This is a genomic window from Micromonospora sp. WMMD730 (assembly GCF_049178955.1).
Lineage (GTDB): Bacteria > Actinomycetota > Actinomycetes > Mycobacteriales > Micromonosporaceae > Micromonospora > Micromonospora wenchangensis.
In genome coordinates, this window is sequence record NZ_JBMHML010000002.1 from 3070769 (window position 1) to 3095652 (window position 24884).

Consider the following 24884-nt stretch of genomic DNA (forward strand, 5'->3'; position numbering starts at 1 on the left):
CCGGGTCGGGCGGCGAGGCCGAGGATCGGTGGCATGTTGGTACAGATCGTGTTGTTCGACGGGTTCGACCCGCTCGACGTCATCGCGCCCTTCGAGGTCCTCGCCGCCGGCGGCGACACCGTCGAGGGCGCACTGGCGGTGGAACTCGTCTCGGCGCAGGGCCCGAGGGAGGTGGTCAGCGGCACCCGGGGCCTGACGCTGCGGGCGACCGGGACGCTGGACCCGACCCGGCCGGGCTACGTCGTGGTGCCCGGTGCCAGCGGTCCGAGCACCGGCGACCCCGACGAGGGCGTGGTGACCATCCCCGTGCTGCTGGCCCGGTTCGCCGACTCGGCGGCCGTACCGCTGCTGCGCGCCGCCCTCGACAACCCCGACGTGACGGTGGCGGCCGTCTGCGGCGGGTCGCTCGCCCTGGCCATGGCCGGCCTGATCGAGGGCCGCCACGCGGTGACCCACCACCTCGGCATGGACGTGCTCGACGCCACCGGCGTACACGCGGTGCCGGCGCGGGTCGTCGACGACGGCGACCTCGTCACCGCGGGCGGCGTCACCTCCGGCCTGGACCTCGGGCTGCACATCCTGGAACGGGAGTTCGGCCCCCGGGTCGCGCACGCCGTGGAAACCCTCTTCGAGTACGAGCGACGCGGCACCGTGTGGCGTGCCGCCGGCCACCTCCCCGTCCCGGTCTGAGGAGAAACGGTGGTACACCCCGTCATCGGCACCTGGGACGTAAGCCTGAAGACCCCCATCGGCACGCTCCGCGCCACCTACGTCTTCCACGACACCGGCGGCGCGCTCACCGGAACCGCGTCGACCGCGACGGAGAGCGTGGCGCTGGCGGCGGTGACCTGCGCCGGCCCCCGGGTGACCTGGCGACAGTCGGTGACCCGGCCGATGCGCCTGCACCTCGACTTCGACGTGGTGGTGGACGGCGACACCCTGGCCGGTCACTCCCGGGCGGGTCGGCTGCCCCGCACCGTGGTCACCGGCATCCGCCGCCCATCCGCGCAGGTCACCCGACCCGCCGGGTAGGTGTCGAGCCGGGTGCCGCCACTCGGGTGCACGACGAGGGTGGGCACATCAGGTGTCGTGCACCAGGCATCCAGCCCATTCCTGCCGTCGATCCGGGGACGGAGGTCCCGACCCTCGGCAGCGTGAGGAAAGATCGGGGTATGCAGAGCTTCCTGACCCCGGAGCAGATCGCCCACCGTACCCGGCGAGCGGTCGACGCGGCCGTCCACGCCGGACGCGCACAGGGGCTCGACGTGACCGACCCTCGCGTGCTCTACGAAGCCTTCTCCGTGGTCGTGCACCTGGCACCGTCGCCGGTCGTGGCCCGGGTGCCCACGGTCCTGCCCGCATACGCGGACCTCGACAGTGTGGCCGGTCGGCAGCGGGCGGAACTGGACGTGACGGGATGGCTCACCGAGCGGGGCGTGCCGGTCATCCCGCCCAGCCCGCTCGTGCCCCGCGAACCCGTCCGGCACGACGGCTTCTCGATGACGTTCTGGCAGCTGATCGAGCTGGCACCGGCCGGGGAACCCGACTACGTGGCGAACTGTGGCCTCGTGCCCGAGCTGCACGCCGCCCTGCGTGACTATCCGGGTGAGTTGTCGTTCCTGTCCGCCGCCGAACCGCAGTTCGTCGAGGACGGCCTCGTCGCGCTCGACGGCCAGCCCGAGCTGATCGACCCGGCGGACCTGGACCGTGCCCGCCGCGAATGGCAGGTGCTGGCACCACTCGTACGCTCCCGCGAACTGTTCGAGAAGACGTTCCCCGGGGTCGACCTCCAACCCGTCCACGGCGACTCCCCGGTCGTGAACATGGTCGCCGGGGTGGACGGGTACCGCTACGCCGACTTCGAGATGGTGACGCTGGGGCCCGTCGAGTGGGACGTCGTCGGCGTCGGCCCGGAGGGGGAGGCCGCCTACCGGAGTGCGGCGCAGCACCGGAACATGCGGCAGCTCGACGAGGGCGTGCTGCGCTTCGTGACGGCGGTGGGGATGCTGCGGGGCGTCGCGTGTCTCGCCCTGGCCCCCCAGCTGCCGATGCTGGCGGACGCCCTCGGCGGCATGCTCGACCAGTGGCGGTCGACGCCGTTCGCCGGAGGGCTCGGCTGACCGTGTGATCCAGCTCCGCCGGCTGTCGTGTTTACGACGCGATGGCGGTGGCCATCGATGCAGATGGTGACGTGTACCCGCTCCCCGGCATCGCCGACCGGGCGAAAGCGCAGGTAGGCGACGACTGCGGGGGCGTTCTTCCTGGCCACCCACGAGTGATGGCCCTGCTGCGGAGTGGTGTTGCCCCGCCGGTCACCGATCTGGTTGTCTTGCCGACCTGTAGTTGGCTGCTGGGACCACAGAGCCCTCGAAGGAGAAGCGTGCCGCAACCCCTGACGCTCGCCGAGATGCTGGCCGTCCTCGATGATCCCCGGTCGGTTTCCGACCTGCACAGTTACTACCTCGGCACCGACGACGAGACGTTCACCGGCGGACAGTTCGACCAACTCGGTGGTGGCGGCAGCCGTCCTGAGGCGGCCGCCGCCATCACCGCCGAGGACCTTGTCGCGGTGGAACTGCTGAGTGTGCGAGTGCCGCCGCAGCAGGCGCTCGACCTGTTGCAGGGGCCGCTCGGCGAGCGGGTCGCCGCCGAGCTGGGGAGGATTCCGGTCGACGTGGCGCTGGGCGCAGACGAGGCGTACCCCCTGGTGGTGGCGGGTGGTCCCGCTGACACCGCTTGGCGGGTGCTGCGCGACGCCAAGGGCATCGGATGGGTCGTCGCCGGCAAGTTGCTCGCCCGCAAGCGTCCGAAGCTGGTGCCGGTATACGACGCGGTGGTGTCCTGCGCCTACCGCACCGGCACCGGCTTCTGGGAGTGGTTGCACGGCAGGCTCCGCGAGGACGATGGCGTACTGGGACAGCGGCTGCACGCACTACACAAGGATGCGGGCCTGCCCGAGTCGGTGAGCCTGCTCCGCGTCCTCGACGTGGTGTTCTGGACGCGGCACCGTCCGGTGCACAGCGGCGACCACTGTGCCGGAATCCGTCTGCCGTGAGCCAGGACGAACGGCAGTTCACGGTACGCATCAGGGGCGTAAAGCCGGAGAAGTACGCCGACATCGTCAACGCGGTGTGGATGCAGTTGGAGGCGATCGGAGGCGACTTCGCCGTGATCCCGGACCGATCTGCGAATGCGGCTGCACTCGACGCCCGCTGGGACTCGTACAGTCGGGTTTCCTGGACAGCGGGCGGCCGGGGCGGGACGCCGCAGGCGAAGGCGGCGGGCAGGCGGCGCTCCACCGACAACGGCCGATGACGGCACCGAGGTCACGCGTTCGTCCGACGCAGTGCATCTGCGTCAACTGCGGCGACACCGTCCACGGCCGGGCGAACACCCGCCAGCGTGGGCCGGACATCGCCTGGTATGCCCACTGCCGACCCTGCGCGAACCTGGTCACCGACCAGATGCAACCGCTCGGCCTGCTGCCGGGCGGGGGCGTCGACGTCTACCAGTGCCGCACCTGCGGCAGCCTCCGGGTCTGTCGTACCGGCTGGCGGACCCGATGCCACATCTGCCTGGACGAGCGCTCCGCCGGGCCGAGCCTCGCCACCGGGGCACGCCTGCTGACCCGGTTGCCGGACGAACCCGCGCTCGCGGATCGGGTACGCCACTTCGCCGGCCTCGCAGGCACCGACACCATCCCCACCCGGGCCGCCGCCGAGTTCCAGGCCGCGATCGCCCTCGGCGAGGAACTCGACAGGCACCGCCGCGACGGCTGGGCCGACCTGGCTGGCGACGTCCACGGCCTACCGTGGTTCGGCGTACGGCAGGCGCCCTTCTCCCACGGTACCTGGGGCCTGCACCTGCGCTGCGGCTCGTGGCAACGGCTGCGCGACCGCACCTGCGCCCAGTGCCCGCCCGAGCCCGAGGACCGGACCTTTGCCGCGCTCCGCGACACGCCGTACCTGCTGTATCTGGTGCGGCATCGCGGATTGCTGAAGTTCGGCGTCGGCGGAGCGGGCCGGGTACGGCAACACCTGCGGGCGGGTGCCCGACTGGTGGAGGTCGTCGAGGGTCGGCACGCGGACGTCATCGAGGCGGAGGCGGTCCTCAAGCGGCAGAAGCGGGCGGCGGGGGAGCCGTTGCGCTGGTGGCGTACCCGACGGATGCCGGAGTCGTTCGGAGCGGGCACCGAAGTGGTCCGCAACGGCGTACGGATCAGGCTCGGCGACTACCTGCGTGACGGGATCGACGTGACCAGCCGCTTCACGAGCGCCCCCGGTACGACGCGGGGAAGTACCCGATGATCCGCAGGGGCCGGGATGCCGCTTTGGGTTAGCTATACCATGAGGCGGGTCGCGGTAACGGCATGGGTGTATCCCTGGCGCAGGATGGAGAGGAGGCCAGGACTGCTCCGTACTGTGGTTTGGTCAGCAGCCGTCATCGCAGTGAGGCTGTCAAGCGCATGATCTCGTCCTGCCTCAGTCTGGATCGGCCGCGTACGTGGCGTCCACCAGATTCTGGAGGTGGCGGAGAACGTCGGTCTTGTGGTCGTTCTCCGGGAGATCCTCCTCGCCTGCTTTCACCAGGCCGCGTCGCCAGTGATCGAAAATCTCCGTCTGCGCGCTTGGTGGCAGTTCATGGACCCAGACCGAGCCGAGATTGTTGTCGACGATCTCCTGAAGTTGATCCGCGACCTGCCTGTCGGAGAGCCTTGCGATGAGGAACTCCAACGTCCAGTCGAACAGTCCGCCGGTCGCACTCCAGTCGACGCCGGGCTTCAGCACGATAAGGCCAGCCATCATTTCCCCACAATGAACACTCGCGGGCCCAGGCCGCGATCGGCTATGAACCGCTCGATCGTAGCGATCTGCTCCGCTGAGAACTGCGAAACGTCGACCGGTACGAGGTCGGCCTTGGTCAGATGTCGCTCGATCTGATACTGCAACTGGGGCCACTGCTGATCGAAGTAGTGGCCAGGGAAGTTGCCGACCGCATCGTAGGTTCGTCCGTTGCCGTCGACCCAGTCGGCAGACGAGCCGACAGGTGCCCGGGACAACGTCACCTCCAACTCCCGCTCTAGCCGGGCAGCCGTCTCGGCCTCACCGGGCCGGAACCTGCCGGTCGCCGGGTCCATGCCGAGTGCGCGGAACCGTTCTTCCTCGTCCAGATGCGGCGGCTCGGAGCTACGGGGAGTGGCGGGATGAGACGTGTTCCTTCCGCCTGCCGGATCGTCCCGATGGAGCCGGCTGAGGAGTTGCTTGAGTTTCTCGATGAGGTCGCCGAGGCGACGTAGTTCCGGCAGCAACCGCCGCAGGCTGGCCAGCAACCCGCGCAGCAGCCGGGCGATCCGCGCCGCCCACGAGCCCACCAGCGTGGTCACCTGCTCCACCACCCACGGCGTGGCGAGCCCACCGGTGGCGAGCAGTTCGCCGGCGTACACGATGAGGCGGGAGACGCAGGCGGCGATGGCGTCGCGGACGAGGAGCCGGACGGCGGCGACGAGGCCGGCGGCACCCTCGGTGGCGGCGGCGAGGGTGTCGGCGCCCTCGGCGAGACCGGTGATCGCCCGGTGCTGCTCGGCGGCCCAGGCCCGGTAGGCGGTGCCGGCGCTGCCATCCCAACCGGTGACCTCGGTGCGCACCGCGTGGGTCAGTTCGGCGGCGTCCTGCCGGAGCGCTGCGGCGACGTTGCGCCAGGTCTGGGCGTGGGCGGTGATCTGTGCGGGGTCGCCGGCGAGCCAGTCGAGGGCTTCGCTGAGCGGCCTGACGTGTTCGATGAGCCAGGCGATGCCGTACTGGAGCAGCGCGCCGACCGGGTCGGAGACGAGAGCGAGGGCGTCCAGGCCAGCGCTGACCACGCCGAGGCTGCCGTCGATCCAGCTGCCGGTGCGGACGCCCTGGGCGATGAGTTCGATGTCCTCGCAGATCCAGATTCCGGCCCACGCGCTGGGGCCGGTGTCCGACGCCGTGGCGACCAGCGGGTTGCCGGTCACCGGCCGTCCCGTATCCGGTCGAGGTGTCGGGCGGCGCGGGTGTCGGCGGCCCGGTAGCCCGCGGCGCTGGACCGCAGCTTCGCGGCGGTGTCACGAACCGATCCGGCGGCGGTGCCGACGCCGTCGACCAGCCTCTGCTGGAGGCTGCCGAGCAGAGCCGGCATGATCGCGCAGAGTTGTCCGTACGCGTCGGCGTCGAGCTGGACGTGTCGGCCGGCTCTGCCGGCGGTGTCGAGGCTGTCGGCGCAGCGGTCGAGGTGGGCGGCGTGCCGGTTCAGGTCGTCCGGGTCGACCCGGATGCCGTCACCGGTGGGCATCCGGCGTGCCCGGCCCGGCGTCGAGTCGCCGCCGGTGGGACTCGATGATCGCCCGGGTGGCCGGGTCGTCGACGCCGAGGGCCCGGGTGGTGGCCTCGGTGAGCTGCCGCAGCAGGTCGGTGCGGGCGGCCCGGGTGGTCGCCATGATCTGGCGGGCGGTGTGGGCGGCGGAGTGCTGCCGGGTCTGCTCGTCGAGCCGCAGGTCGACCAGCAGGCCGGTGGAGTCGACGGTGACCTTGATGGTGCGGTCGGAGCTGCGGGCGGTGCCGGTCAACGCCTGCGCGCTGGCGGACAGGGCGCGCGCCCGTTCCGCCTGCCCGACGAGCGACGACTCCCACTTGTCGAGCCGGCGTGCTGTGGCGTCCAGTGCCGCCTCGTCCGCCCACATCCGACCCTCCCCAGGGGACAGTGGCCCCGACGCCACCTCGCCCGGTGGCGTCGGCCCGCCGTGGTCGACCGACCCGACGTCACCGACACGGTAGCAACCGGTTACGCGCGGCAGTGTCCCGTCGGTGGGAGCCTGGCGGCCGGCGGTACCGCTGTCCGCCCCTCATTGCTTCCGGGTCAGGGCCGGGGGTTGCCGGGCGACCCCCGAGCGTCCATTATGCTCACAGCGCGTATCGGCAACGACGCCCTCGGTAGTCGCGCACTCCGTGAGTGAAGGGAATCCCGCGTGAACTGGATCGCCCGGACGGGCCTGCCGCTGCGGCGGCGGGGCCCGGGAACGACCACCCCCCTGCGCGCCGTCCTGGCCGCCCTCGCCGTCCTGGTCGCGGGGGTGGCCGCCACGTTCACCGTCGCCACGCCGGCCAGCGCCGCGACCACGACGATCTGCAAGAGTTCCCCGATCCCCGCCGGCTACGTGATCGTGGCGGAGGGGTCGTCGGCGTCCTGCCCGTACAGCTTCCCCAACACCTGGACCATCACCACGCCGTCGACCACCTCGACCACCGTCGTGTGCAAGGTCTCCACCATCCCGCCCGGCTACGTGATCCTGGCGGAGGGGTCGTCGGCGTCCTGTCCGTACAGCTTCCCCAACACGTGGACCATCAAGATCCCGCCGACCGGCTCGGCGAGCGTGATGTGCAAGGCGTCCACCCTGCCGTCCGGTTTCGTGATCGTCGCGCAGGGCTCGTCGGCGTCCTGCCCGTACAGCTTCCCCAACACCTGGACCATCACCACCCCGTCCACCACGGGCATCACCGTCATCTGCTCGGCCTCGCCGATCCCCGCCGGTTATGTCGTGGTCGGCACCGGCTCGTCGGCGTCCTGCCCGTACAGCTTCCCGAACACCAAGAGCATCAGGCTGCCCTGACGGGCGGGCTCGGGCTGCGGCTCCGGACGGGGCCGTGGCCCGGCTCACCGCCGACGTCGAGCCCCGCGCGTCGCGTCGGCCCGTCGCGGGTGCGTAGAGTTCCCGGGTCGGGCCGGCGGTCGGCCCCGGACGCGAGGGCGGGACGATAGCGGACATGACGGTGGACAACGTCGGACAACCGGTCCCCGACGCCGGCACCCCCGGCGTCGACCAGGACGAGCTGGCGGTCGCGCTGCGGGTCTTCGCGGCGCTGGAGTCGCTGCCCAGCGACCACCCGGACGTGGTGCGGGTGCAGCGCGCCACCGCCCGGCTGTTCAAGATGGTGAAGCAGCGGCGACGCGAGGAACGGCGGGACGCCGTCCTGGCGCACGACCGGGCCGTGACGGCCGCCACCGCCACCGGTGCCCCGGGGCGGATCGACGACGAGACCAAGGGCATCCCGCTGGCCTCACCCACCGCCGGGGACACCGCCGGAACGCTGATCAACCCGCGCGGCTGCTACATCTGCAAGACCCGGTACCGCCAGGTGGACGCGTTCTACCACCAGCTCTGCCCCGACTGCGCCGCGCTCAACCGGGAACGCCGCGACGCCCGGTGCGACCTGACCGGGCGGCGGGCCCTGCTCACCGGGGGCCGCGCCAAGATCGGCATGTACATCGCGCTGCGCCTGCTGCGCGACGGCGCGCACACCACGATCACCACCCGGTTCCCGCACGACGCGGTCCGCCGGTTCACCGCCATGCCCGACAGCGCCGACTGGCTGCACCGGCTGCGCGTGGTCGGCATCGACCTGCGCGATCCCGCCCAGGTGGTGGCGCTTGCCGACTCGGTCGCCGCGCAGGGCCCGCTGGACATCCTGATCAACAACGCCGCGCAGACCGTCCGCCGCACCCCCGGCGCGTACGCCCACCTGGTCGCCGCCGAGGCGGCGGCACTGCCCGAGGGACCGCTGCCGGAGCTGCTCACCTTCACCGGTGGCCGGGGCGTCACCCTGGCGCTGCCCGAGGGCACCCTGCCGACACCCACCATCGCCCCGCACGCGCTCACCGCGCTGGCGTTGACCGGCCGGTCCGCCACGCCGGAGCGGATCGCCGCCGCCACCGCCGTGGACGCCGGTGGGCTCGCCCCCGACCTGGGGGACACCAACAGTTGGGTGCAGCGGGTGCACGAGGTCGACCCGGTCGAGCTGCTCGAGGTGCAGCTGTGCAACGTGACCGCCCCGTTCGTGCTGGTCAGTCGGCTCCGGCCGGCGTTGGCCGCCGCGCCGACCGGGCGGGCGTACGTGGTGAACGTGTCGGCGATGGAGGGGCAGTTCGCCCGGGGTTACAAGGGGGCGGGGCATCCGCACACCAACATGGCGAAGGCGGCGCTGAACATGCTCACCCGCACCAGCGCCGAGGACATGCGCGCCGACGGCATCCTGATGACCAGCGTCGACACCGGGTGGATCACCGACGAGCGCCCGCACCCGACGAAGATGCGCCTGGCCGACGAGGGGTTCCACGCCCCGCTGGACCTGGTCGACGGGGCCGCCCGGGTGTACGACCCGATCGTGCGTGGCGAGCGGGGCGAGGAACTGTACGGCTACTTCCTGAAGGACTACGCGCCCTGCGCCTGGTGAGCGGCACGGGGCAGCCCGGGACGCGATCCGCCGCGTCAGGCCACCCGGGGGACCGGCAGCATGCCCCGGTGGGCGGTGCCCGAGATGTCGCCGGTCTGGTCGACGGCCGGTGATCTCGGCGCGACCGGGGCGGTAGCGTCGAGCGGACCGGATGGCCCGCCGGCGGGCGGGACGGCCGGCAGCACCGTGGTCGGGGTGGACGACGCCTCGATCTCGGCCAGCACGGCGCGCAGCCGGGACACGTCGTCGAGGGCCATCCGGAACGACCCCCGGCAGGTCGTTCCGCTCCACAGGGACAGCACCACCGCTGCCCGCTCCGGGTGGTAGCTGACCCGCATCGTCCGGTCGTCGCCCCGCGTGTCGGTGAACAGGTCACCGAAGCTGGGCATCGGCAGTACCTCTCCCATCGGTCCAGCATGCCCGAGCCGACGGCGACCGGGAAGCCCCGACGGATCAGTCGGGCAATCGGGGCGTTTCCCGGTCGGGTCGGATGGCTCGGCGTCCCCGCAGGAGGGAACCGGGTCAGCCCTGGGCGGTGGCCGAGGGGAGTGCGCTGCCGCCCCGGGGCGCCTCGCCGGCCATCAGTCGGGCGATCTCCGCCCGGTCGGCCGCCGACGGCAGCCCCCACTGCGGTTGGTAGCCGTAGACCTCCCGCAGGGGGCGGGCCGAGGTCCGGCCGTCGAGGATCTCGATGGCGTCGGTGTCGATCAGCCCCGGGTGCTCGACCCCGCACGCCTCGGCCACCTTGACCAGGTCCCGGCGCAGGGTGCCGATGTAGTTGGCCGCCCGCACCGACTTGCGGGCCGGGTCCAGGCCCCGGGCCAGCCAGGCGTTCTGGGTGGCCACCCCGGTGGGGCAGGTGTCGGTGTGGCACTTCTGCGCCTGGATGCAGCCGATCGCCAGCATCGCCTCCCGGCCCACGTTGACCAGGTCGCAGCCGAGCGCGAAGGCCACCACCGCGTTGTCCGGCAGGCCGAGCTTGCCCGCGCCGACGAAGACGGTCTGCTCGTGCAGCCCCCGCTCGGCGAAGGTGCGGTAGACCCGGGCGAAGCCCTGCTGGAACGGCAGCGACACCGAGTCGGTGAAGATGAGCGGTGCGGCGCCGGTGCCGCCCTCGCCGCCGTCGACGGTGACGAAGTCGACGCCCCGGCCGGTGTCGCGCATCAGCGTGGTCAGCTCCTCCCAGAACCCCAGGTCGCCGACGGCGGACTTGATGCCGACCGGCAGCCCGGTCTCGGCGGCCAGCAGCTCCACCCAGTCCAGCAGGCTGTCGCAGTCGGAGAACTCGGCGTGTCGCGACGGGCTGACGCAGTCCTGCCCGGGGGTGATCCCCCGGGTGGCGGCGATCTCGGCGGACACCTTCGCCCCGGGCAGCAGCCCGCCCAGGCTGGGCTTCGCGCCCTGGCTGAGTTTGATCTCCAGGGCCCGCACCGGTGCCCCGGCGACTAGGTCGCGCAGCCGGGCGAGGTCGAACCGGCCCCGGGTGTCCCGGCAGCCGAAGTACGCCGTTCCGAGCTGGAAGACCAGCTCGCCGCCGTGACGGTGGTACGGCGACAGGCCGCCCTCGCCGGTGTTCTGCAGGCAGCCGGCCAGCGCCGCCCCCTGGTTGAGGGCGGACACCGCGTTGCCGGACAGCGAGCCGAAGCTCATCCCGGAGATGTTGACCACCGACCCGGGGCGGAACGCCTTCGCCCGGCCGCGTGGCCCGCCGAGCACCTTGGCCGCCGGCAGCCGTACGTCGTGCCCGGCGGCCGGAACCGACGACGGGACGGTTCGGGCGAACGTGCGGTGTTTGATGATCGGGTAGCCGGGGCTGCGTTCGACGTCGTTGTCGGTGCCGAACCCGAAGTAGTTGTTCTCCTGCTTGGCCGAGGCGTAGATCCACCGCCGCTGGTCCCGGGTGAACGGGCGTTCCTCGTCGTTTCCGGCGACGATGTACTGCCGCAGCTCCGGACCGATCGCCTCCAGCAGGTAGCGGGCCCGCCCGACCAGCGGGAAGTTGCGCAGCAGCGCATGGTCACGTTGGAGGACGTCCCGGGCGGCCAGGCCGGCGACGGCGGCGGCGATCACGGGTACGGTACGGCGGGCCCACGTCATGCCGGCCACACTCCCCGCTGCCGCCGCCGCCCAAACGGCCTGCCCGCGTGGCGTGTGGTCAGCGCCGCAGCGACTGCCGCACGATGCCGCCGACCAGGGCGCACCAGGTGCTGGTGGAGACCCGGCCGGTGCGGGGCAGATTGTGCAGCGCCTGGAGGTCCTGCACGGCGCGGCGGGTGGCTGGGTCGTAGCTGCCGGTGACGGTGACGTCGGCGTAGCCCTTCCAGTTCAGGATGAACTGCACCGCCTGCACGGGCAGGCCGGTGGCGTCGCGGTCCAGTTCGGGCGCGAGGGTTTCCCAGGTGGGGGCGGTCAGGGTGGCGTCGACGTCGACGGGGATGCCGTTGCGGGCCTGCCAGTCGCCGACGGCGGCGACGGTGGCGGCGTCGAACGTGCCGCTCGGGGTGACCGGGTAGCCCCGGTAGGCCAGCAGGTACTGGGCGACCTGGACGCCGGGGGCGTTGACGAAGCGCCACAGGTCGGGCCAGCGGCGCTCCGGCACGTCGACCGGGCGGGTGCCGAGCCGGCGGAACACCTCCCGGCGTACGCCGGGGAAGAGGCGGTAGAACTGCGCGCCGGGGCAGAGCGTGGCGCGGAAGTCCCAGTGGCCGAAGATGTCGTGGGCGTGCAGGCCGTACTGCCGGCAGATGGTGGTGCAGAGCCGGACCAGCGAGTCGAGCAGCGCCTGTGGCGGGGTGTCGGTGACGTAGGTGCCCTCGTTCTCGATGCCGATGGCCCGGCCGTTCTCGCCGGGGCAGTGCGCCGAGATCATCTGCCGGTCGCCGGCCCGCAACCGCTCCAGGCTGCCGTGCCGTCCCTCCAGGACGTACCCGCCCCGGCTGACGGTGAAGTGCTGGCCGGTGTCCGACCAGCCGTTGCCGTCCATGTGCAGGTCCTGGCAGTCGTGGGCCAGGGTGACCGCCTGCTCGCGGGAGTAGTCGGTGACGTTCGGGAAGGCCATGTGGTGCACGATGATCTTGTTGGTGGGGATCGTGCTGACCGACAGCGGGTCGGCCGGCGGGCGGGCGTCCCACTCGTCGCACCCGATGATCCAGTCCAGGTCCGCGCCGGGGGCGGCGGCCCGGGCCTCGCCCGGCAGGGCCAGTTCGGAGCCGACGACCGCGACGGTGGCCGCGCCGAGGCCGGCCCGCAGCAGCGTACGACGGTCGAGTGCGGGGCGTACGACGGGCATGGCATCTCCTCGGCGACCGGCGACGGCACTGGCGACGAATCTGAAAACTAGCTCCAACGATTGCGCGTGAGATGGAGGATATTGCCACCCCGGCGGTCGGCGCTAGAGGGCGTCATCGATCGATTCTGCCCATCGTTGCGGCGTGCCGGGCAGAACTGTCCGAATTTCCTGCCGTCGGGGTCCCGGGTCGACCGCTCAGCCGGCGACGGCGAAGTCGTCCAGGGCGGCCAACAGGTGCCGCCGGGTCTGCACCGTGCCGAAGTGACCCGCCCCCTCGACCACGTGCAGGCGCGAATCCGGCCAGGCCCGGTGCAGCTCCCAGGCGGTGGCCAGCGGGCTGCCCAGGTCGACCCGGCCGTGGATCAGCACCCCCGGGATGCCGGCGAGCCGGTCGGCCCGCCGGATCAGCTCACCCTCGGCCAGCCAGGCCCCCTGCGAGAAGTAGTGCGCGCAGATCCGGACCATCGCGGTCCGCTCGGCCGACGGGCGGTCGCCGTACGGGTTGCCCACCCCCTCGGCGGAGACCACCGCGTCCTCCCAGGCGCACCAGTCCCGCACCGCCCGCTCGCGGACCGCCGGGTCCGGATCCTCCACCAGCCGGGCGTACGCGCCGACCACGTCGTCGTCCGGGCCGACGCCGCCGCCGGCGAGGAACCGTTCCCACTCGCGGGGGAAGTACCTGCCGACACCCCGGTAGAGCCAGTCGACCTCCGACCGGCGGGTGGTGGTGACCGCCCCGATCACGATCGCCGACACCCGCTGCGGGTGCCGCTGCGCGTACGCCAGCAGCAGCGTCGAGCCCCACGAGCCGCCGTAGAGCAGCCACCTGTCGACGCCCAGGTGCTCGCGCAGCCGTTCCATGTCGGCGACCAGGTGGGCGGTCGTGTTGTGCCGCAGGTCGGTGGCCGGGTCGGCGGCGTGCGGGGTGCTGCGTCCGCAGTTGCGCTGGTCGAACAGGACCACCCGGTAGCGGGCCGGGTCGAAGTACCGCCGGGCCCACGGGCCGCAGCCCGAGCCCGGTCCACCGTGGACGACCAGCGCCGGGCGGCCCGCCGGGTTGCCGCAGACCTCCCAGTAGACCGCGTTGCCGTCGCCGACGTCGAGCATGCCCTGGTCGTACGGCTCGATCGGCGGGTACCGCTCGTCCATCGGTGGACCTCCCCGGGGTCGCGAGATACAACAGCGCTGTTACATTACGGCATGCCCGACGAAACGTCCGACCCCGCACTGCTCGGCACCCGGCTGCGGCACCTGCTCGAACTGCTCGACGGCGACGTCGCCGCCGTCTACGCCGACCTCGGGCTGCCCGGCTTCCGACCCCGATACACCCCGGTGCTGATCGCGCTGGACCGGCTCGGCCCGGCGTCCATCCGTACCCTCGCCGGGGCGACCGGGGTGACCCACTCCGCCGCCAGCCAGACGATCGCCCGGATGGCCGCCGACGGGCTGGTCACCCTCACCCCCGGCGTCGACGCCCGGCACCGCATCGTCACCCCCACCGACCGGGCCCGGGACCTGCTGCCCGTCCTGCACGCCGAGTACACCGCCACCGCCACCGCCGCCCGCCGGTTCGAGGCGGAGCTGGCGTACCCGCTGAGCCGCCTCGTCGACGAGGCCCTGGCCGCGCTGCGGCGGCGGTCGATGCGGCAACGCGTCGCCGACGTCGCCCCGCAGTTCGCCCGCCCGACCGGCCACGACCCGGACGACCGGCCGGCGACCCCGACCGGGTGACCGGAAACAATCTCCGCAGCCGGACGTCCGGACGCGAGGAAACAACCGTTGCGCCGATGGACCGCAGCTCGACCCGGGTAAGAATGATCAGTGTGGCCCTGACCTGTGACCAGTCCCGGCGGACCGGAAAGGCCGGCGGGTGACCGGCGACTGGCGGTTGTCCGGCTACACCCCGGTACGGCAGCTCGGCACGGGCGCGTCCGGCCGGGTGCTGCTCGCCACCCACGACGCCACCGGCACCCCGGTCGCCATCCGCTACCTCACCCCGTCCCTCGGCGCCGACCCCGCCTTCCGGATGGCCTTCCGGGAGCAGGCGCGGCTGCTGGTCGACGTGGACGATCCGCACGTCTGCCGGCTCTTCGAGTACGCCGAGTCGCACTCCGCCGCCGCGATCGTCACCGAACTGGTCAACGGGGTGACGCTGCGCGACCTGCTGCGCGCGCACGGCCCGGTCCCGCCGGAGGCCGCGCTCCACGTCCTCAAGAGTTCGCTCGCCGGGCTCGCCGCCGCGCACGCCCGGGGCGTGGTGCACGGCGACCACCGGCCGGAGAACGTCCTCGTCACCCCGGACGGGCGGGGCAAGCTCACCGACTTCGCCGTCGTCCTGCCCACCGGCACCGGCCGCCGGTTGGCCCCCGAACAGTGGACGGGCGCCCCCGCCGAGCCGGCCGGCGACATCTACGCCGCCACCGCCACGTTCGCCGAGTGCCTCACCGGGCGACCCCCCTACGACGGGCGGGACCTGGCGACCCTGCGCGCCCAGCACAGCGCCGCGCCGGTCCCGGACGCCCCGACCCCGGCACCCGTGCACGACCTGCTCCGGCACGGGCTGGCCTGGTGCCCCGGCGACCGTACCCAGCCGGCCGAGATCTTCCTCACCGAGCTGGAACACACCGCCGCCCGCTCGTACGGCGGGGACTGGGAGGAACGCGGCCGGCGTCAGCTCGCCCAGCGTGTCGCGCTGCTCGCCGCGTCCCTCCCCCTGCCCGACGGGGCACCCGGAGCCGGCGAGGCGGCGGACGCCCCCGACGCCGGTCCCCACCCGGCCCTGCGGCGCGGCGGCCTGCGCAGCGTCCTGGTCGGGGTGGGCCTGACCGCCACCCTGCTGGTCGGCGTCGTCGCGCTGGGTGTCGCCGCCCGGCGGTCCGGGCCGCTCACCCTCGCCGACGGCGCCGTCGGGCCGGGCGCGACCGCCGCCGCCACCCGCAGCCCCGCGCCGCTGGCCGCCGCGCCGGCCATCACCGTCGTGCCGGCCGAGCCGAGCCGCAGCCCCACCCCGGCGGCGAGCACCGCCGGTGCGCCGACCAGCACCGCCCCGACCCGGTCCGCCGCCGCGACCACCACCCGGGTACGCACCCCGAGCCCCTCGCCGCCGACGACGCCGAACGTCCCGCTCCTGCCGCCGGACGTGTCGCCGCCGACCGTGTCCACCCCCGACGTCACCCCGACCACCGTGGAGCCGCAGGGCTGCGTCAACGGGGTCACCGCGACCACGGTCACCGCGACGGTCGTCGACGACCGGGCCGCCGGCGACGGACTCCGGGTGGTGTTCCGGTACACCCTCGACGGTGCCACCCGGACCGTCGGCATGGACCAGACCGCGCCGGACGTCTTCCAGGGCACCCTCGGCGACCTGCCGGCACCCTCGGCGACCGCCCGGATCCCGGTCCAGGTCGTCGCCGTCGACGACGCCGGCAACGCCTCGGCGCCCACCGGCCCGGTCGTGGTGTCGCTGCTGCCCGCCTGCACGTCGCGCTGACCGGGCCGGCCGGGTGCCGGGCCCGTGGGGTTTCCGGCGACCGGGCCGGGGGTAGCTTCGGGGGCCGACCGAGCTGACGGTGGAGGACCACGGATGACAGACAAGTTCAGCGACGCGGTGGGCGACGCCCTACGGGCGGTGCTGCTCTTCCTGCCCAAGGCGGTCGCCTTCGTGGCGATCCTGGTGGCCGGCTGGCTGATCGCCAAGGCCGTCCGCAGGATCGTCGACAAGGTGCTGGAACGGGTGCACTTCGACCGGGCCGTCGAACGGGGCGGCATCAAGACCGCGCTGGCCCGTTCCCGCTACGACGCCAGCGACATCGTCGCCAAGCTCGCCTACTACGGGGTGCTGCTGGTGACCCTCCAGCTCGCCTTCGGCATCTGGGGCCCCAACCCGATCTCCGACCTCATCGCCGGCGTGATCGCCTGGCTGCCCCGGGCGTTCGTCGCGATCGTCATCGTGGTCGTCGCCGCCGCCATCGCCAACGCGGTCAAGGACATCATCAGCAGCGCGCTCGGGGGTCTGTCCTACGGCCGGGTGCTGGCCAACATCGCCTCGGTGTTCATCCTCGGCCTGGGGGTGATCGCCGCGCTCAACCAGATCGGCGTCGCCACCGCGGTCACCACGCCGGTGCTGGTCGCCGTGCTCGCCACCGTCGGCGGCATCCTCGTCGTCGGGGTCGGCGGTGGGCTGATCCGCCCGATGCAGGCCCGCTGGGAGTCCTGGCTGACCCGCGCCGAGCAGGAGTCGCGCACCATCGCCACCCACGCCCGCGCCTACCAGGCCGGCCGGCGCGACGTCGAGACCCGGCTGGACCCGTACGCGGAGGCCGAACGCACCCAGCCGGTGCCCACCACGCCCGCCCCAGCCGCCCCGGTCCCCGCCCCGCCCGCGCCCGCGCCGGTTTCCCCCACGCCGCCTGCGGCGGTGGCGGTGGACGACGACGCCGAACGTACCCAGGTGGTGACCCGCCCCGACGACGTCGAGGCGACCCAGGTCGTGCCGCGCCAGGCCGGACCGGCCGACGGTCCCGCCACCGACAGCGAGGCCACCATGGTCATCCCCCCGGTGGCCCCGGACACCCCCGGCCGCTGACCGTGCCGCGCGACGGGGGCGGACGCCGCAGCAGGCTCCGCCCCCGTCGGCAGGTGGACACCGCGCCGGGGCCGCGCCGACGGCCGCAGCCGGCTAGCATCGGGCACATGACCTGGCGATGTTGATCCGGCACTGAAGGCCGAAACCGTGGACCGCCACGGACGCCGCACCTCCCGCGTCCGTTCCGTCCCCGGGAAAGGCCCTGATGAATCTCCTCTCCGCGCGGGTGCCCGACACCCGTGTCCGCCGGCTGTCCGTCACGCTCTACGGCTACCTGTTCCTCAGTGATCTCGTCCTGCTCTACCCGGTGTACGTGCTGCTGTTCAGCGACACCGGGCTCACCGTCGGACAGATCTCCGCGCTCTTCGTGATCTGGTCGGTGACCGCGATCGTGCTGGAGGTCCCCTCCGGGGCCTGGGCCGACGCCGTCTCCCGACGTCTGCTGCTCTGCCTCGCGCCGCTGCTCACCGGGGCCTGCTTCGCGCTGTGGGTGCTGGCCGGGTCGTGGTGGGCGTTCGCGCTCGGCTTCGTCCTGTGGGGGGCGGGCGGCGCGCTCGGCTCCGGCGCCCTGGAGGCGTTGGTCCACACCGAACTCGACCGGCTCGGCGCGGCCGGCCGCTACGCCCGCACGATGGGGCGGGGGCGGACCGCCGGGGTGCTCGGGGTGCTCGCCTCGATGGTGCTGGCCGGCCCGGTCCTCGCCGCCGGCGGCTACCGGGCGGTCGGTGCGGCGAGCGTGCTGTCCGCCGTCCTCGCCGCCGCCGTCGCCACCCGCTTCCCGGAGCACCGGCCCGTCCCGCCGCCCACCGCTCCCGCCGACGGGCCGGCCGGGCCGGGCTGGCGGGCGGGCCTGCGTGCCGGTCTCGCCGAGGCCCGCGCCGACCGGCGGGTACGGGCGGCCGTGCTGCTCGTCCCGGCGGTGACGGCGGTCTGGGGAATCCTCGACGAGTACGCCCCGCTGCTGGCCCGCGACACCGGCGTCGCGGCGTCCACGGTGCCGCTGCTGCTCCTGCCGGTCTGGCTCGGGATGACCGTCGGCGGGCTGCTCGCCCCAGCGGCGGAACGCCTGACCGACCGCGGCTACGCGGCACTGCTCACCCTGGCCGCGGTCGCCCTGGCCGCCGGGGCCGCCGTCCGGCATCCGGGAGGCTTCCTGCTGCTCGGGGTGGCGTTCTGCGCGCTGCAACTGGCCACCGTGCTCGCCGACGCCCGCCTCCAGGACCGGATCACCGGCCCGGGACGGGCCACCGTCACCTCGGTCGCGGGCATGGGCACCGACCTGGCCATGGTCGTGGCCTACGCCGGTTACGCGCTGCTCGCCGCGACCGGCGGGCACCCGCTGGCGTTCGTGGCGGCGGCCGTGCCGTACCTGCTGGTGGCCGGGGTGCTGGCGGTGTCGGGGCGGGCCGGTGACCGCCCGGTGGCGCCGCAGCGCCCGACGACGTCGGCGGCGCGGTGAACCGGCCCGTCGGGAGCGGGCACGGCGGCGGTGCCGGGATCAGTCCGCAAGCGCGTCCAGGTAGACCCAGTTGCCGTCCTCGCGGACGAACCGGCTGTGCTCCGCCATCGTGCCCGGCTGCCCGGCCTCGCGGTAGTGGGCGCGGAACGTCACCGTGCCGGCGGTGTCCAGCAGGCCGCCGCGCGTGCTGTCGACGATCTCCAGCCGGATCCACCGGGTGGCGGGGTCGAGGTGCAGCCGACGGGGCCGGGTCGTGGAGTGCCAGCTCCGCAGCAGGTAGTCGGCGTCGCCGACGGCGAAGGCGCTGAACCGGGAACGCATCAACGCCTGCGCGGTCGGGGCCGTGCCGTGGCCGGCGTGCAGCGGCCCGCAGCAGTCGTCGTACGGCAGGCCGGTGCCGCAGGGGCAGGGCCGAGGGGACGCGTGTTTCGCCACCCGCCCATCCTGCCGCAAAGGCCGGACGGGCCGACCCAGGGTCGGCCCGTCCGGGTGCGGCGGTCAGGAGGCGTAGCCGCGGCTGGCGATCCAGTCGCCGAGGTTGTCGACGGTGATGCGGTACGAGGCGGTGTCCGGGTTGGCGGAGTCGGCGATGGTGACGGTCCTGCCGTCGTCGTGGTAGCCGGTGACGCTGATGTAGTGGCCGCCCTCGAAGGAGTGGGCGTTGCCGTCGGTGTCGGTGGTGGTGCCGGCGATGTTGGCGACCACGGCGCGGCCGTCGTCGATGGCGCGGACGATGTCGGCGCGCAGCGTGTCGGTCTGCTTGTCGTCGGCCTTGCTGCTGCGGATCTCGGTGCTGTGGTAGGCGTCGCGGCCGGTCTCCCGGTTGAGCACCGGGGTGATGTCGTTGATGCTGTCGGTGCCGTCCTCGGTGGTGCGCATGTGCTTGGCCATGGTGTCCACGTCGATGTTCTTGCCCTGCACGCTCAGCGCGTTGCGGGCGGCGGCCGGGCCGCAGTAGTAGAAGTTGGGCTGCGCCTCGTAGTCGACCTTCAGCTCGCGCTCGCCGGCCGGCTTGCGGTCGGCCTGGACGGCGGCGGGGCGGGTGGTCCCGGCGGCGTGGGCGGCGATCGCGGGGCCGGCGACGCCACCGGCGGTGGCGGCCAGGCCGGCGACGGTCAGGGCGGTCTTGCGCAGGATGTCGGTACGCATGGGGAGGCTCCTCTGCGTCGGGGGTGCGGTGGACGCCGGGGGGAGAGGGCGTCGCGGAAGTCAGGAGGGAAGCGCGCGGCGGTCGGGGGGACCTGCTCGGGCGTCCGGGGGAGGTGTAACCAACCCGGTGGCGACCGCATTCCGTGGTCGGTGTCCGGGGCCTGCTCCCCGCGGGGAGCGGCGGTGGTATGCCAGGTACAACGCCCCGGCCCCGGCGACGATTCCGCCGTGGGGGTGGCCCCGGCCACGCGACACCGGCCCCGGAGGCGACACACCGGCGGTGACCGCGCGCCAGGCCGGCCCGCCCACCGGACACCGACGGCGACGTCGCCCCGTACCGGCCGGCGGGCCGCGTGCCGCGCAGGCGGGCGGTGGCGACCTGGGCGAACCCGACATTCCGCGCAGACGGCGATGCCCGGGGCGAACCCATGTCCTCGCCCCGGAGCGGGGCGGCGGTCCACCGCTAGCCTGGACGGTCATGAACGTCGCACAGCGGGACGGCCGGTGGCGCCGGTGAGCCCCACCCAACGCCTCCTCGACCCCGACCAGGTCCGCCGGTACGTCGCGGCCTCCCTCGGGCCCGCCGTGCGGGTCACCGACTGCGGGCCACTGCGCGGAGGTGGATTCGCCGCCGTCTGGTGGGTACGGCTCGACGACGGGCGTGCCGTGGTGCTCAAGGTGGGGCCACCGCCGTCGGTGCCGCTGCTGCGCTACGAACGCGACCTGATCGGCGCCGAGGCACGCTACCTGCGGCTGGTGGCGGCGCACGCGCCGACCGTGCCCGTGCCCCCGCTGCTGCACCACGGCAGTGACCCGGTCCTCGGGGACTGGCTGCTCACCGGCCACCTCCCCGGGCGGATGCTGTACACCCTCGTCGCCGAAGGCGCGCCGGTCGACGGGGTGTGGACCGGGTTGGGTGCCGCGTTCGCCGCCCTGCACCGGGTGACCGGCGACCGGTACGGCTACGACGGCGGTCGGGCCGCCGGGTCGACCTGGCGCTCGGCGTACACGGCGATGCTGGACGACCTCCTCGCCGACGCGGCCGACTGGGCGGTGCCGCTGCCGCTGCCGGCCGACCGGTTGCGGGCCCTGGTCGCCCGGCACGCCGGGGTGCTGGACGTGGTGCGTCGTCCGGCGCTGCTGCACTTCGACGGCTGGGCGGGCAACGTCCTCGCCGTACCGGGCCCGGACGGCGGGCACCGGCTCGGCGGGCTGGTCGACGGTGAGCGGTTCCTGTACGGCGACCCGCTGCTGGATCTGGTGTCGCCGCTGCTGTTCCGCCGCGCCGAGGACACCCCGGACGACCCGTTCCTGCGCGGCTACCGCACGGCCGGGGCGCGGGTGACGCTGGACGAGCCGGGGGTACGCCGCCGGCTCGGCCTCTACCGGCTCTACCTCTACCTGCTGATGACGGTGGAGGCGCCCAGCCGGGGGATCACCGTGGAGACCGAACCCGACCGGTTCCGGATCCTGACGCGGCTGCTCGACGAGGAACTGTCCGACCTGGACGGGAGCTGACCGGGCGGTGGGGTCAGAGCCAGCCGGAGCGGCGGAAGAGCCGGTGCAGGGTGAACGCCGCGGTCGCCATCAGCGCCAGCGCGGCCGGGTAGCCGTACCGCCAGGACAGTTCGGGCATCCGGGCGAAGTTCATCCCGTAGACCCCGGCGACCGCCGTCTGGGTGGCGGCGATCGCCGCCCACGCCGCGATCTTGCGCATGTCGTTGTTCTGGTCGATGGCGAGCTGGGCCAGCCGGGACTGCAGGAGCGAGTTGAGCAGTTCGTCGTAGGCGGTGATCCGGTCGACCGCCCGGGTGAGCCGGCCCTCCACGTCGACGTACCAGCGGCGCAGCCCCGCCGGCAGGCCGCCGTCGGGGCCGGCCACCAGGGCACGCAGCGGCTCCTGGAGCGGCAGGACCGCCCGCTTGAACTCGACCAGCTCCCGTTTGAGCTGGTAGATCTGCTGGATGTCGGCGGCGTGCTCGGGGGCGAAGACGGTCTCCTCGACGCGTTCCAGGTCCCGTTCGAGGTGGGCGGCGACCTCGAGGTAGAGGTCGACCATGCGGGCGGTCACCGCGTACGCCACCGCCCACGGGCCCTCGGCGAGCAGCGACGGGCGGCCCTCGATCTCGCGGCGGACCGGCGCGAGGGCGCCGGACGCGCCGTGCCGGACGGTGACCACGAACCGGTCGCCCAGCAGCACCATCACGTCGCCGGTGTCCACCACGTCGGAGGTCGCGGTCAGCTCGCCCTGGGCGACGTAGGCGGCGGTGCGCAGCACCAGCAGGGTGACCGGGCCGTGCCGCTGCACGGTGGGGCGGTGCCCGTCGGCGAGCGCCTGCGCCACGGTCAGCTCGTCGAGGCCGAACACCTGCCCGACGGCGGCGAGCACGGCCGCGCCCGGGTCGTGCAGGCCCAGCCAGACGAAGGCGTTGCGGCCGCGTCGGGAGCGGGCGTACGCGTCGGCGTAGTGCGGCCGGCCGGCCTCCCGGCGACCGTTGACGTAGACCGCGCAGTCGACCACGGCGTCCGGGTTGGAGCGTCGGGCCGGCCGGTCGGGGGTGTCCCCGGGACGTCGGCGCAGCCGGCCGACCAGGGTGCCGAGCCGGGGTCCGAGCAGGGTCGTCAGCGCTCGCCGCTCCACCGGGTACCTCCGCCTCGCCGCCCGTCCGCCGGCCCACCGTAGTAGGGCGGCGCGACACCGGGCGGGGCGGGTCAGCCGACGGCGGTGGCCCGTACGACGACGTTGTCGGAGTAGTCGCGGGACCGTTCGTCGAACCGTCCGCCACAGGTGACCAGGCGCAGCGTCGGTCCCGGTCCGCCCGGCCCGTAGACCATCGCGGTGGGGAAGTTCCGCTTCGGGTACGCCCCGACGCCGTCGACCGCGAACCGCACCACCCGCCCGTCGGCGCGGGTGACCCGGACGGTGTCCCCGGGGCGCAGCCGCCCCAGGTCGAAGAAGACCGCCGGCCCGTCGCGGGTGTCGACGTGCCCGACGACGACGGCGTTGCCCGCCTCGCCGGGGCTGGCCCCGGGCCGGTACCAGCCGGCGACGGTGGGCTGGTCCAGCGGCGGCACCTCCAGGGTGCCGTTCGGGTCGCCGGCCACGGGCACCAGGTCGGCGTGCACGCCGATGGCGGGGATGTCGATGCGCACCGGGGTGGAGCGGGGCAGGGCCGGGATCGGGGAGCGGCTGGTGTTGCCGCCGCTGACGTCGATGCTCGGCTGAGGTGGGCCGACCGGTCCGAGGGTCAGCCCGGCGGCGATCAGCGCGATCCCGGCGGTGCCGCTGACCGTGACCGCGGTGACGGCGGCGCGGGTCCGGCCCGCCCACTCGCGTACGCCCATCGCCCGTCCTCCCCGACGTCCGATGTGGTCGGGGTGCCCGTACCGGTTCGGTGCGGGCACCCGTCCCCAGGGATGGTGTGGCGCGTCGTCGACCGACGCCTGTCGTGTCGTCAGGCGACGGTGCCCGCCGCCGCCCGGCGTCGGCGGCGCAGCAGCACGGTGGTGCCGAGCGCGGCGGCACCGGCGAGGGCGCCCCCGGCGGCCAGCAGGCCGGTGTTGCCGGTGCCGCCACCGGCCCCGGCGGGCGCCGCGCCGATCGGCGTGACGGTGAAGGTGGCGCTGCCGGCGGAGCTGCCGTCGCCGCAGGTGGCGGCCACGGTGTAGCTGCCCAGGGTGAACCCGGCGGTGAAGAGTTCGGCGCTGAGCCCACCGCCCGCCGCGGCGGTGGTGGAACGGACGTTCTGGTCCCGGTCCGGGCCGGTGACGTGGAAGAGCACGTCGCCCGCCTTCGGGTTGCAGGTCGTCGCGGTGAGCACGACCGTCCCGCCGACCGGTGTGGTGGCCGGCGACACCGTGGTGTCCGCGAGTGCGGCGGTCGGGAGCAGGAGCGTGCCGAGTCCCACGCCGAGCGCCGTCGATACGAGAACCTTCTGTGCCTTCATACGCGTCTTCCCTCACTTTTCGTCCGCTGTCTGCGTGGGACGTCGTTCGGGTGGCCAACTCCGTAACTAGCACCGGTGTGCCCAACACTAGGAGGGATGGGCCCTCCTACCGGGGTAAATGAGAAATCTTCGTTGCCGTCACGTGTTTTCCCGTCCGCCACCGAGCTGCGGAAATGCCCGGACACTGCGGACACCCCGCGCCGACCCCACAACCCAGCCTCCTAGGACGCTCTAGGGATGGTGACCGTCGCGCCCACCCACCGGCGGGCCCGCCCCGAAACGCGACGGACCCGCCGGAACCGGGATCAGCGTCGACGGGCCTGGAGGGTGTACGTCTGGGGGAGCCGCCACGGGCGTTCGGTCAGCCGCCACTCGCCGTGCTCGTCGCGGGTCTGCCGCCCCGGCAGCGCGTCCCAGGGGGCGCTGTCGTGCTCGTGCAGCATGGTCAGCTCCAACCCGGCGTCGAGCAGGGCGGTGACCACCTCCCCGAGGCCGTGGTTCCACTCGTGGGTGGTGTTGTGGGTGAAGGTGGCCTCGGTGCTCACGTAGGTGCCGCCCTCGTCCCACACCAGCGGTTCGGCGCGCTCGAAGTACGGGTGCTCGACGGCCAGCACGCCGTCCGGGCGGGTCTCGTCCAGGGCCCACAGCATCGGGTGCCCCTCACGCAGGAACAGCCGCCCGCCCGGACGCAGCAGGGCGGCGACCACGCCCGCCCAGCGGCGGATGTCCGGCAGCCAGCACAACGCGCCGACGCCGGTGTAGACCAGGTCGAAACCGCCGACGCCGAGCACGTCGGGCGCGTCGTACACGTCGGCCCGGACGAAGTCGACGGCCGCGTCGGTGCGGTCGGCCAGCGACCGGGCCTGGGCCAGCGACGCGCCGGAGAAGTCCAGGCCGGTCATCCGCGCGCCGAGCCGGTGCAACGACACGGTGTCGGTGCCGATGTGGCACTGCAGGTGCACACCGCGCAGCCCGGCCACGTCACCGAGGCGGGGCAGGTCGAACCGGACCACCTCGCTGAGGTAGCCCGGGTCGGCGGCGAACCGCTGCACGGCGTAGTCCGGGGAGGCAGCGTGGGCGGCGGCCCGGTCGTCCCAGCTGGCCCGGTTGAGGGTGCGGTAGTCGGTGCCGGGCGTCTGCCGGCCCGGCTCGTCGTCGTCGGTCACCGGCTGACGGTGGCAGATGCGCCAGATCGGCTCAACGGCAA

Annotated in this window: 27 protein-coding genes; 13 read left to right on the top strand and 14 right to left on the bottom strand. The window is 73.6% G+C overall.

The genetic code is table 11. The annotated features are described in order from the left end of the window. The first annotated feature begins 33 nt into the window (after nucleotides 1-33). The 6 genes from ACN265_RS13425 to ACN265_RS13450 all read left to right on the top strand — a co-directional run bounded on the left by ACN265_RS13425 (nucleotide 34) and on the right by ACN265_RS13450 (nucleotide 4307). Nucleotides 34-690: a DJ-1/PfpI family protein gene (locus ACN265_RS13425; protein ID WP_421407771.1), complete on the top strand. Its 657-nt coding sequence runs from the start codon at nucleotides 34-36 to the stop codon at nucleotides 688-690. A 9-nt stretch (nucleotides 691-699) separates the two neighbouring features. Next, the gene (locus tag ACN265_RS13430; RefSeq protein WP_421407773.1) at nucleotides 700-1032 is read left to right on the top strand and encodes a hypothetical protein; all 333 of its coding nucleotides are present in this window, start codon (nucleotides 700-702) and stop codon (nucleotides 1030-1032) included. Nucleotides 1033-1172: 140 nt separating this feature from the next. Continuing rightward, nucleotides 1173-2120 carry a hypothetical protein gene (locus ACN265_RS13435; RefSeq protein WP_421407775.1) on the top strand — a complete coding sequence of 316 codons (948 nt, stop codon included), beginning with the start codon at nucleotides 1173-1175 and terminating at the stop codon, nucleotides 2118-2120. Between the two features lie 260 nt (nucleotides 2121-2380). After that, nucleotides 2381-3055, top strand: a complete 675-nt coding sequence (locus tag ACN265_RS13440) for a DUF6308 family protein (RefSeq protein WP_421407777.1) — start codon at nucleotides 2381-2383, stop codon at nucleotides 3053-3055. Next, nucleotides 3052-3315, top strand: a complete 264-nt coding sequence (locus ACN265_RS13445; protein WP_420118793.1) for a hypothetical protein — start codon at nucleotides 3052-3054, stop codon at nucleotides 3313-3315. Before ACN265_RS13440 ends, ACN265_RS13445 begins: the two co-directional genes overlap by 4 nt. Next, nucleotides 3312-4307, top strand: coding sequence for a hypothetical protein (locus ACN265_RS13450; RefSeq protein ID WP_421407778.1), 996 nt, complete (start codon nucleotides 3312-3314; stop codon nucleotides 4305-4307). The genes ACN265_RS13445 and ACN265_RS13450 overlap by 4 nt, the downstream gene beginning before the upstream one ends. 174 nt (nucleotides 4308-4481) lie before the next feature. Here ACN265_RS13450 and ACN265_RS13455 read toward each other — a convergent pair whose 3' ends face one another. From ACN265_RS13455 to ACN265_RS13470, 4 genes are read right to left on the bottom strand one after another with little or no spacing between them, the layout of a single operon-like run. Next, nucleotides 4482-4805 (bottom strand): hypothetical protein, encoded by a 324-nt coding sequence (locus ACN265_RS13455; protein ID WP_421407780.1) that lies wholly within the window; start codon nucleotides 4803-4805, stop codon nucleotides 4482-4484. Beyond that, nucleotides 4802-5995 carry a WXG100 family type VII secretion target gene (locus ACN265_RS13460; protein WP_421407782.1) on the bottom strand — a complete coding sequence of 398 codons (1194 nt, stop codon included), beginning with the start codon at nucleotides 5993-5995 and terminating at the stop codon, nucleotides 4802-4804. Before ACN265_RS13460 ends, ACN265_RS13455 begins: the two co-directional genes overlap by 4 nt. Continuing rightward, nucleotides 5992-6312 carry a type VII secretion target gene (locus ACN265_RS13465; protein WP_421407783.1) on the bottom strand — a complete coding sequence of 107 codons (321 nt, stop codon included), beginning with the start codon at nucleotides 6310-6312 and terminating at the stop codon, nucleotides 5992-5994. The genes ACN265_RS13460 and ACN265_RS13465 overlap by 4 nt, the downstream gene beginning before the upstream one ends. Then, nucleotides 6299-6700, bottom strand: a complete 402-nt coding sequence (locus tag ACN265_RS13470; RefSeq protein ID WP_421407785.1) for a YbaB/EbfC family DNA-binding protein — start codon at nucleotides 6698-6700, stop codon at nucleotides 6299-6301. The genes ACN265_RS13465 and ACN265_RS13470 overlap by 14 nt, the downstream gene beginning before the upstream one ends. Nucleotides 6701-6985: 285 nt before the next feature. Here ACN265_RS13470 and ACN265_RS13475 point away from each other — a divergent pair, with 285 nt between their 5' ends. Both ACN265_RS13475 and ACN265_RS13480 read left to right on the top strand, forming a co-directional pair. Continuing rightward, on the top strand, nucleotides 6986-7627 hold the full coding sequence (locus ACN265_RS13475; RefSeq protein WP_204928380.1) for a hypothetical protein: 642 nt from the start codon (nucleotides 6986-6988) through the stop codon (nucleotides 7625-7627). A gap of 154 nt (nucleotides 7628-7781) precedes the next feature. Then, nucleotides 7782-9248 carry an SDR family NAD(P)-dependent oxidoreductase gene (locus ACN265_RS13480; RefSeq protein WP_421407787.1) on the top strand — a complete coding sequence of 489 codons (1467 nt, stop codon included), beginning with the start codon at nucleotides 7782-7784 and terminating at the stop codon, nucleotides 9246-9248. Nucleotides 9249-9283: 35 nt separating this feature from the next. Here the strand turns inward: ACN265_RS13480 and ACN265_RS13485 are convergent, their stop codons facing one another. The 4 genes from ACN265_RS13485 to pip all read right to left on the bottom strand — a co-directional run bounded on the left by ACN265_RS13485 (nucleotide 9284) and on the right by pip (nucleotide 13686). Continuing rightward, nucleotides 9284-9655 (bottom strand): hypothetical protein, encoded by a 372-nt coding sequence (locus ACN265_RS13485; RefSeq protein ID WP_421407790.1) that lies wholly within the window; start codon nucleotides 9653-9655, stop codon nucleotides 9284-9286. Nucleotides 9656-9770: 115 nt separating this feature from the next. Continuing rightward, a complete protein-coding gene (locus ACN265_RS13490) occupies nucleotides 9771-11345 on the bottom strand; it encodes a glutamate synthase-related protein (RefSeq protein WP_421407792.1) in 1575 nt (524 codons plus the stop codon). Nucleotides 11346-11403: 58 nt separating this feature from the next. Next, a complete protein-coding gene (locus tag ACN265_RS13495; protein WP_421407794.1) occupies nucleotides 11404-12537 on the bottom strand; it encodes a peptidoglycan-binding protein in 1134 nt (377 codons plus the stop codon). A 195-nt stretch (nucleotides 12538-12732) separates the two neighbouring features. After that, nucleotides 12733-13686, bottom strand: a complete 954-nt coding sequence (pip, locus tag ACN265_RS13500) for a prolyl aminopeptidase (protein ID WP_421407796.1) — start codon at nucleotides 13684-13686, stop codon at nucleotides 12733-12735. Nucleotides 13687-13737: 51 nt separating this feature from the next. On the opposite strand from pip, the gene ACN265_RS13505 reads away from it, so the two are divergent. The 4 genes from ACN265_RS13505 (at nucleotide 13738) to ACN265_RS13520 (ending at nucleotide 18581) form a co-directional block, all read left to right on the top strand. Continuing rightward, nucleotides 13738-14268 (top strand): MarR family winged helix-turn-helix transcriptional regulator, encoded by a 531-nt coding sequence (locus ACN265_RS13505; RefSeq protein WP_421407798.1) that lies wholly within the window; start codon nucleotides 13738-13740, stop codon nucleotides 14266-14268. A gap of 139 nt (nucleotides 14269-14407) precedes the next feature. Further along, a complete protein-coding gene (locus tag ACN265_RS13510; RefSeq protein ID WP_421407800.1) occupies nucleotides 14408-16027 on the top strand; it encodes a protein kinase domain-containing protein in 1620 nt (539 codons plus the stop codon). A gap of 93 nt (nucleotides 16028-16120) precedes the next feature. Continuing rightward, nucleotides 16121-17122, top strand: coding sequence for a mechanosensitive ion channel family protein (locus tag ACN265_RS13515; protein WP_421407803.1), 1002 nt, complete (start codon nucleotides 16121-16123; stop codon nucleotides 17120-17122). A 205-nt stretch (nucleotides 17123-17327) separates the two neighbouring features. Beyond that, entirely contained in the window at nucleotides 17328-18581 is a 1254-nt protein-coding gene (locus ACN265_RS13520; RefSeq protein ID WP_421407805.1) for an MFS transporter, read from the top strand. Nucleotides 18582-18620: 39 nt separating this feature from the next. On the opposite strand, the gene ACN265_RS13525 is transcribed toward ACN265_RS13520, so the two are convergent. Together ACN265_RS13525 and ACN265_RS13530 are read right to left on the bottom strand one after the other, a co-directional pair. Beyond that, nucleotides 18621-19016, bottom strand: coding sequence for a YchJ family protein (locus ACN265_RS13525; RefSeq protein WP_421407807.1), 396 nt, complete (start codon nucleotides 19014-19016; stop codon nucleotides 18621-18623). A gap of 63 nt (nucleotides 19017-19079) precedes the next feature. After that, entirely contained in the window at nucleotides 19080-19730 is a 651-nt protein-coding gene (locus tag ACN265_RS13530) for a C39 family peptidase (protein ID WP_357927746.1), read from the bottom strand. A 513-nt stretch (nucleotides 19731-20243) separates the two neighbouring features. Here ACN265_RS13530 and ACN265_RS13535 point away from each other — a divergent pair. Further along, on the top strand, nucleotides 20244-21248 hold the full coding sequence (locus tag ACN265_RS13535; RefSeq protein WP_421407809.1) for a phosphotransferase family protein: 1005 nt from the start codon (nucleotides 20244-20246) through the stop codon (nucleotides 21246-21248). Nucleotides 21249-21261: 13 nt separating this feature from the next. On the opposite strand, the gene ACN265_RS13540 is transcribed toward ACN265_RS13535, so the two are convergent. The 4 genes from ACN265_RS13540 to ACN265_RS13555 form a co-directional block, all read right to left on the bottom strand. Next, the gene (locus ACN265_RS13540) at nucleotides 21262-22371 is read right to left on the bottom strand and encodes a magnesium and cobalt transport protein CorA (RefSeq protein WP_421407811.1); all 1110 of its coding nucleotides are present in this window, start codon (nucleotides 22369-22371) and stop codon (nucleotides 21262-21264) included. A gap of 71 nt (nucleotides 22372-22442) precedes the next feature. Beyond that, a complete protein-coding gene (locus ACN265_RS13545) occupies nucleotides 22443-23075 on the bottom strand; it encodes a class F sortase (RefSeq protein WP_421407813.1) in 633 nt (210 codons plus the stop codon). Between the two features lie 110 nt (nucleotides 23076-23185). Continuing rightward, nucleotides 23186-23677 (bottom strand): hypothetical protein, encoded by a 492-nt coding sequence (locus tag ACN265_RS13550; protein WP_357927740.1) that lies wholly within the window; start codon nucleotides 23675-23677, stop codon nucleotides 23186-23188. Nucleotides 23678-23982: 305 nt separating this feature from the next. Further along, entirely contained in the window at nucleotides 23983-24843 is an 861-nt protein-coding gene (locus ACN265_RS13555; RefSeq protein ID WP_357927738.1) for a class I SAM-dependent methyltransferase, read from the bottom strand. Nucleotides 24844-24884 lie beyond the last annotated feature (41 nt).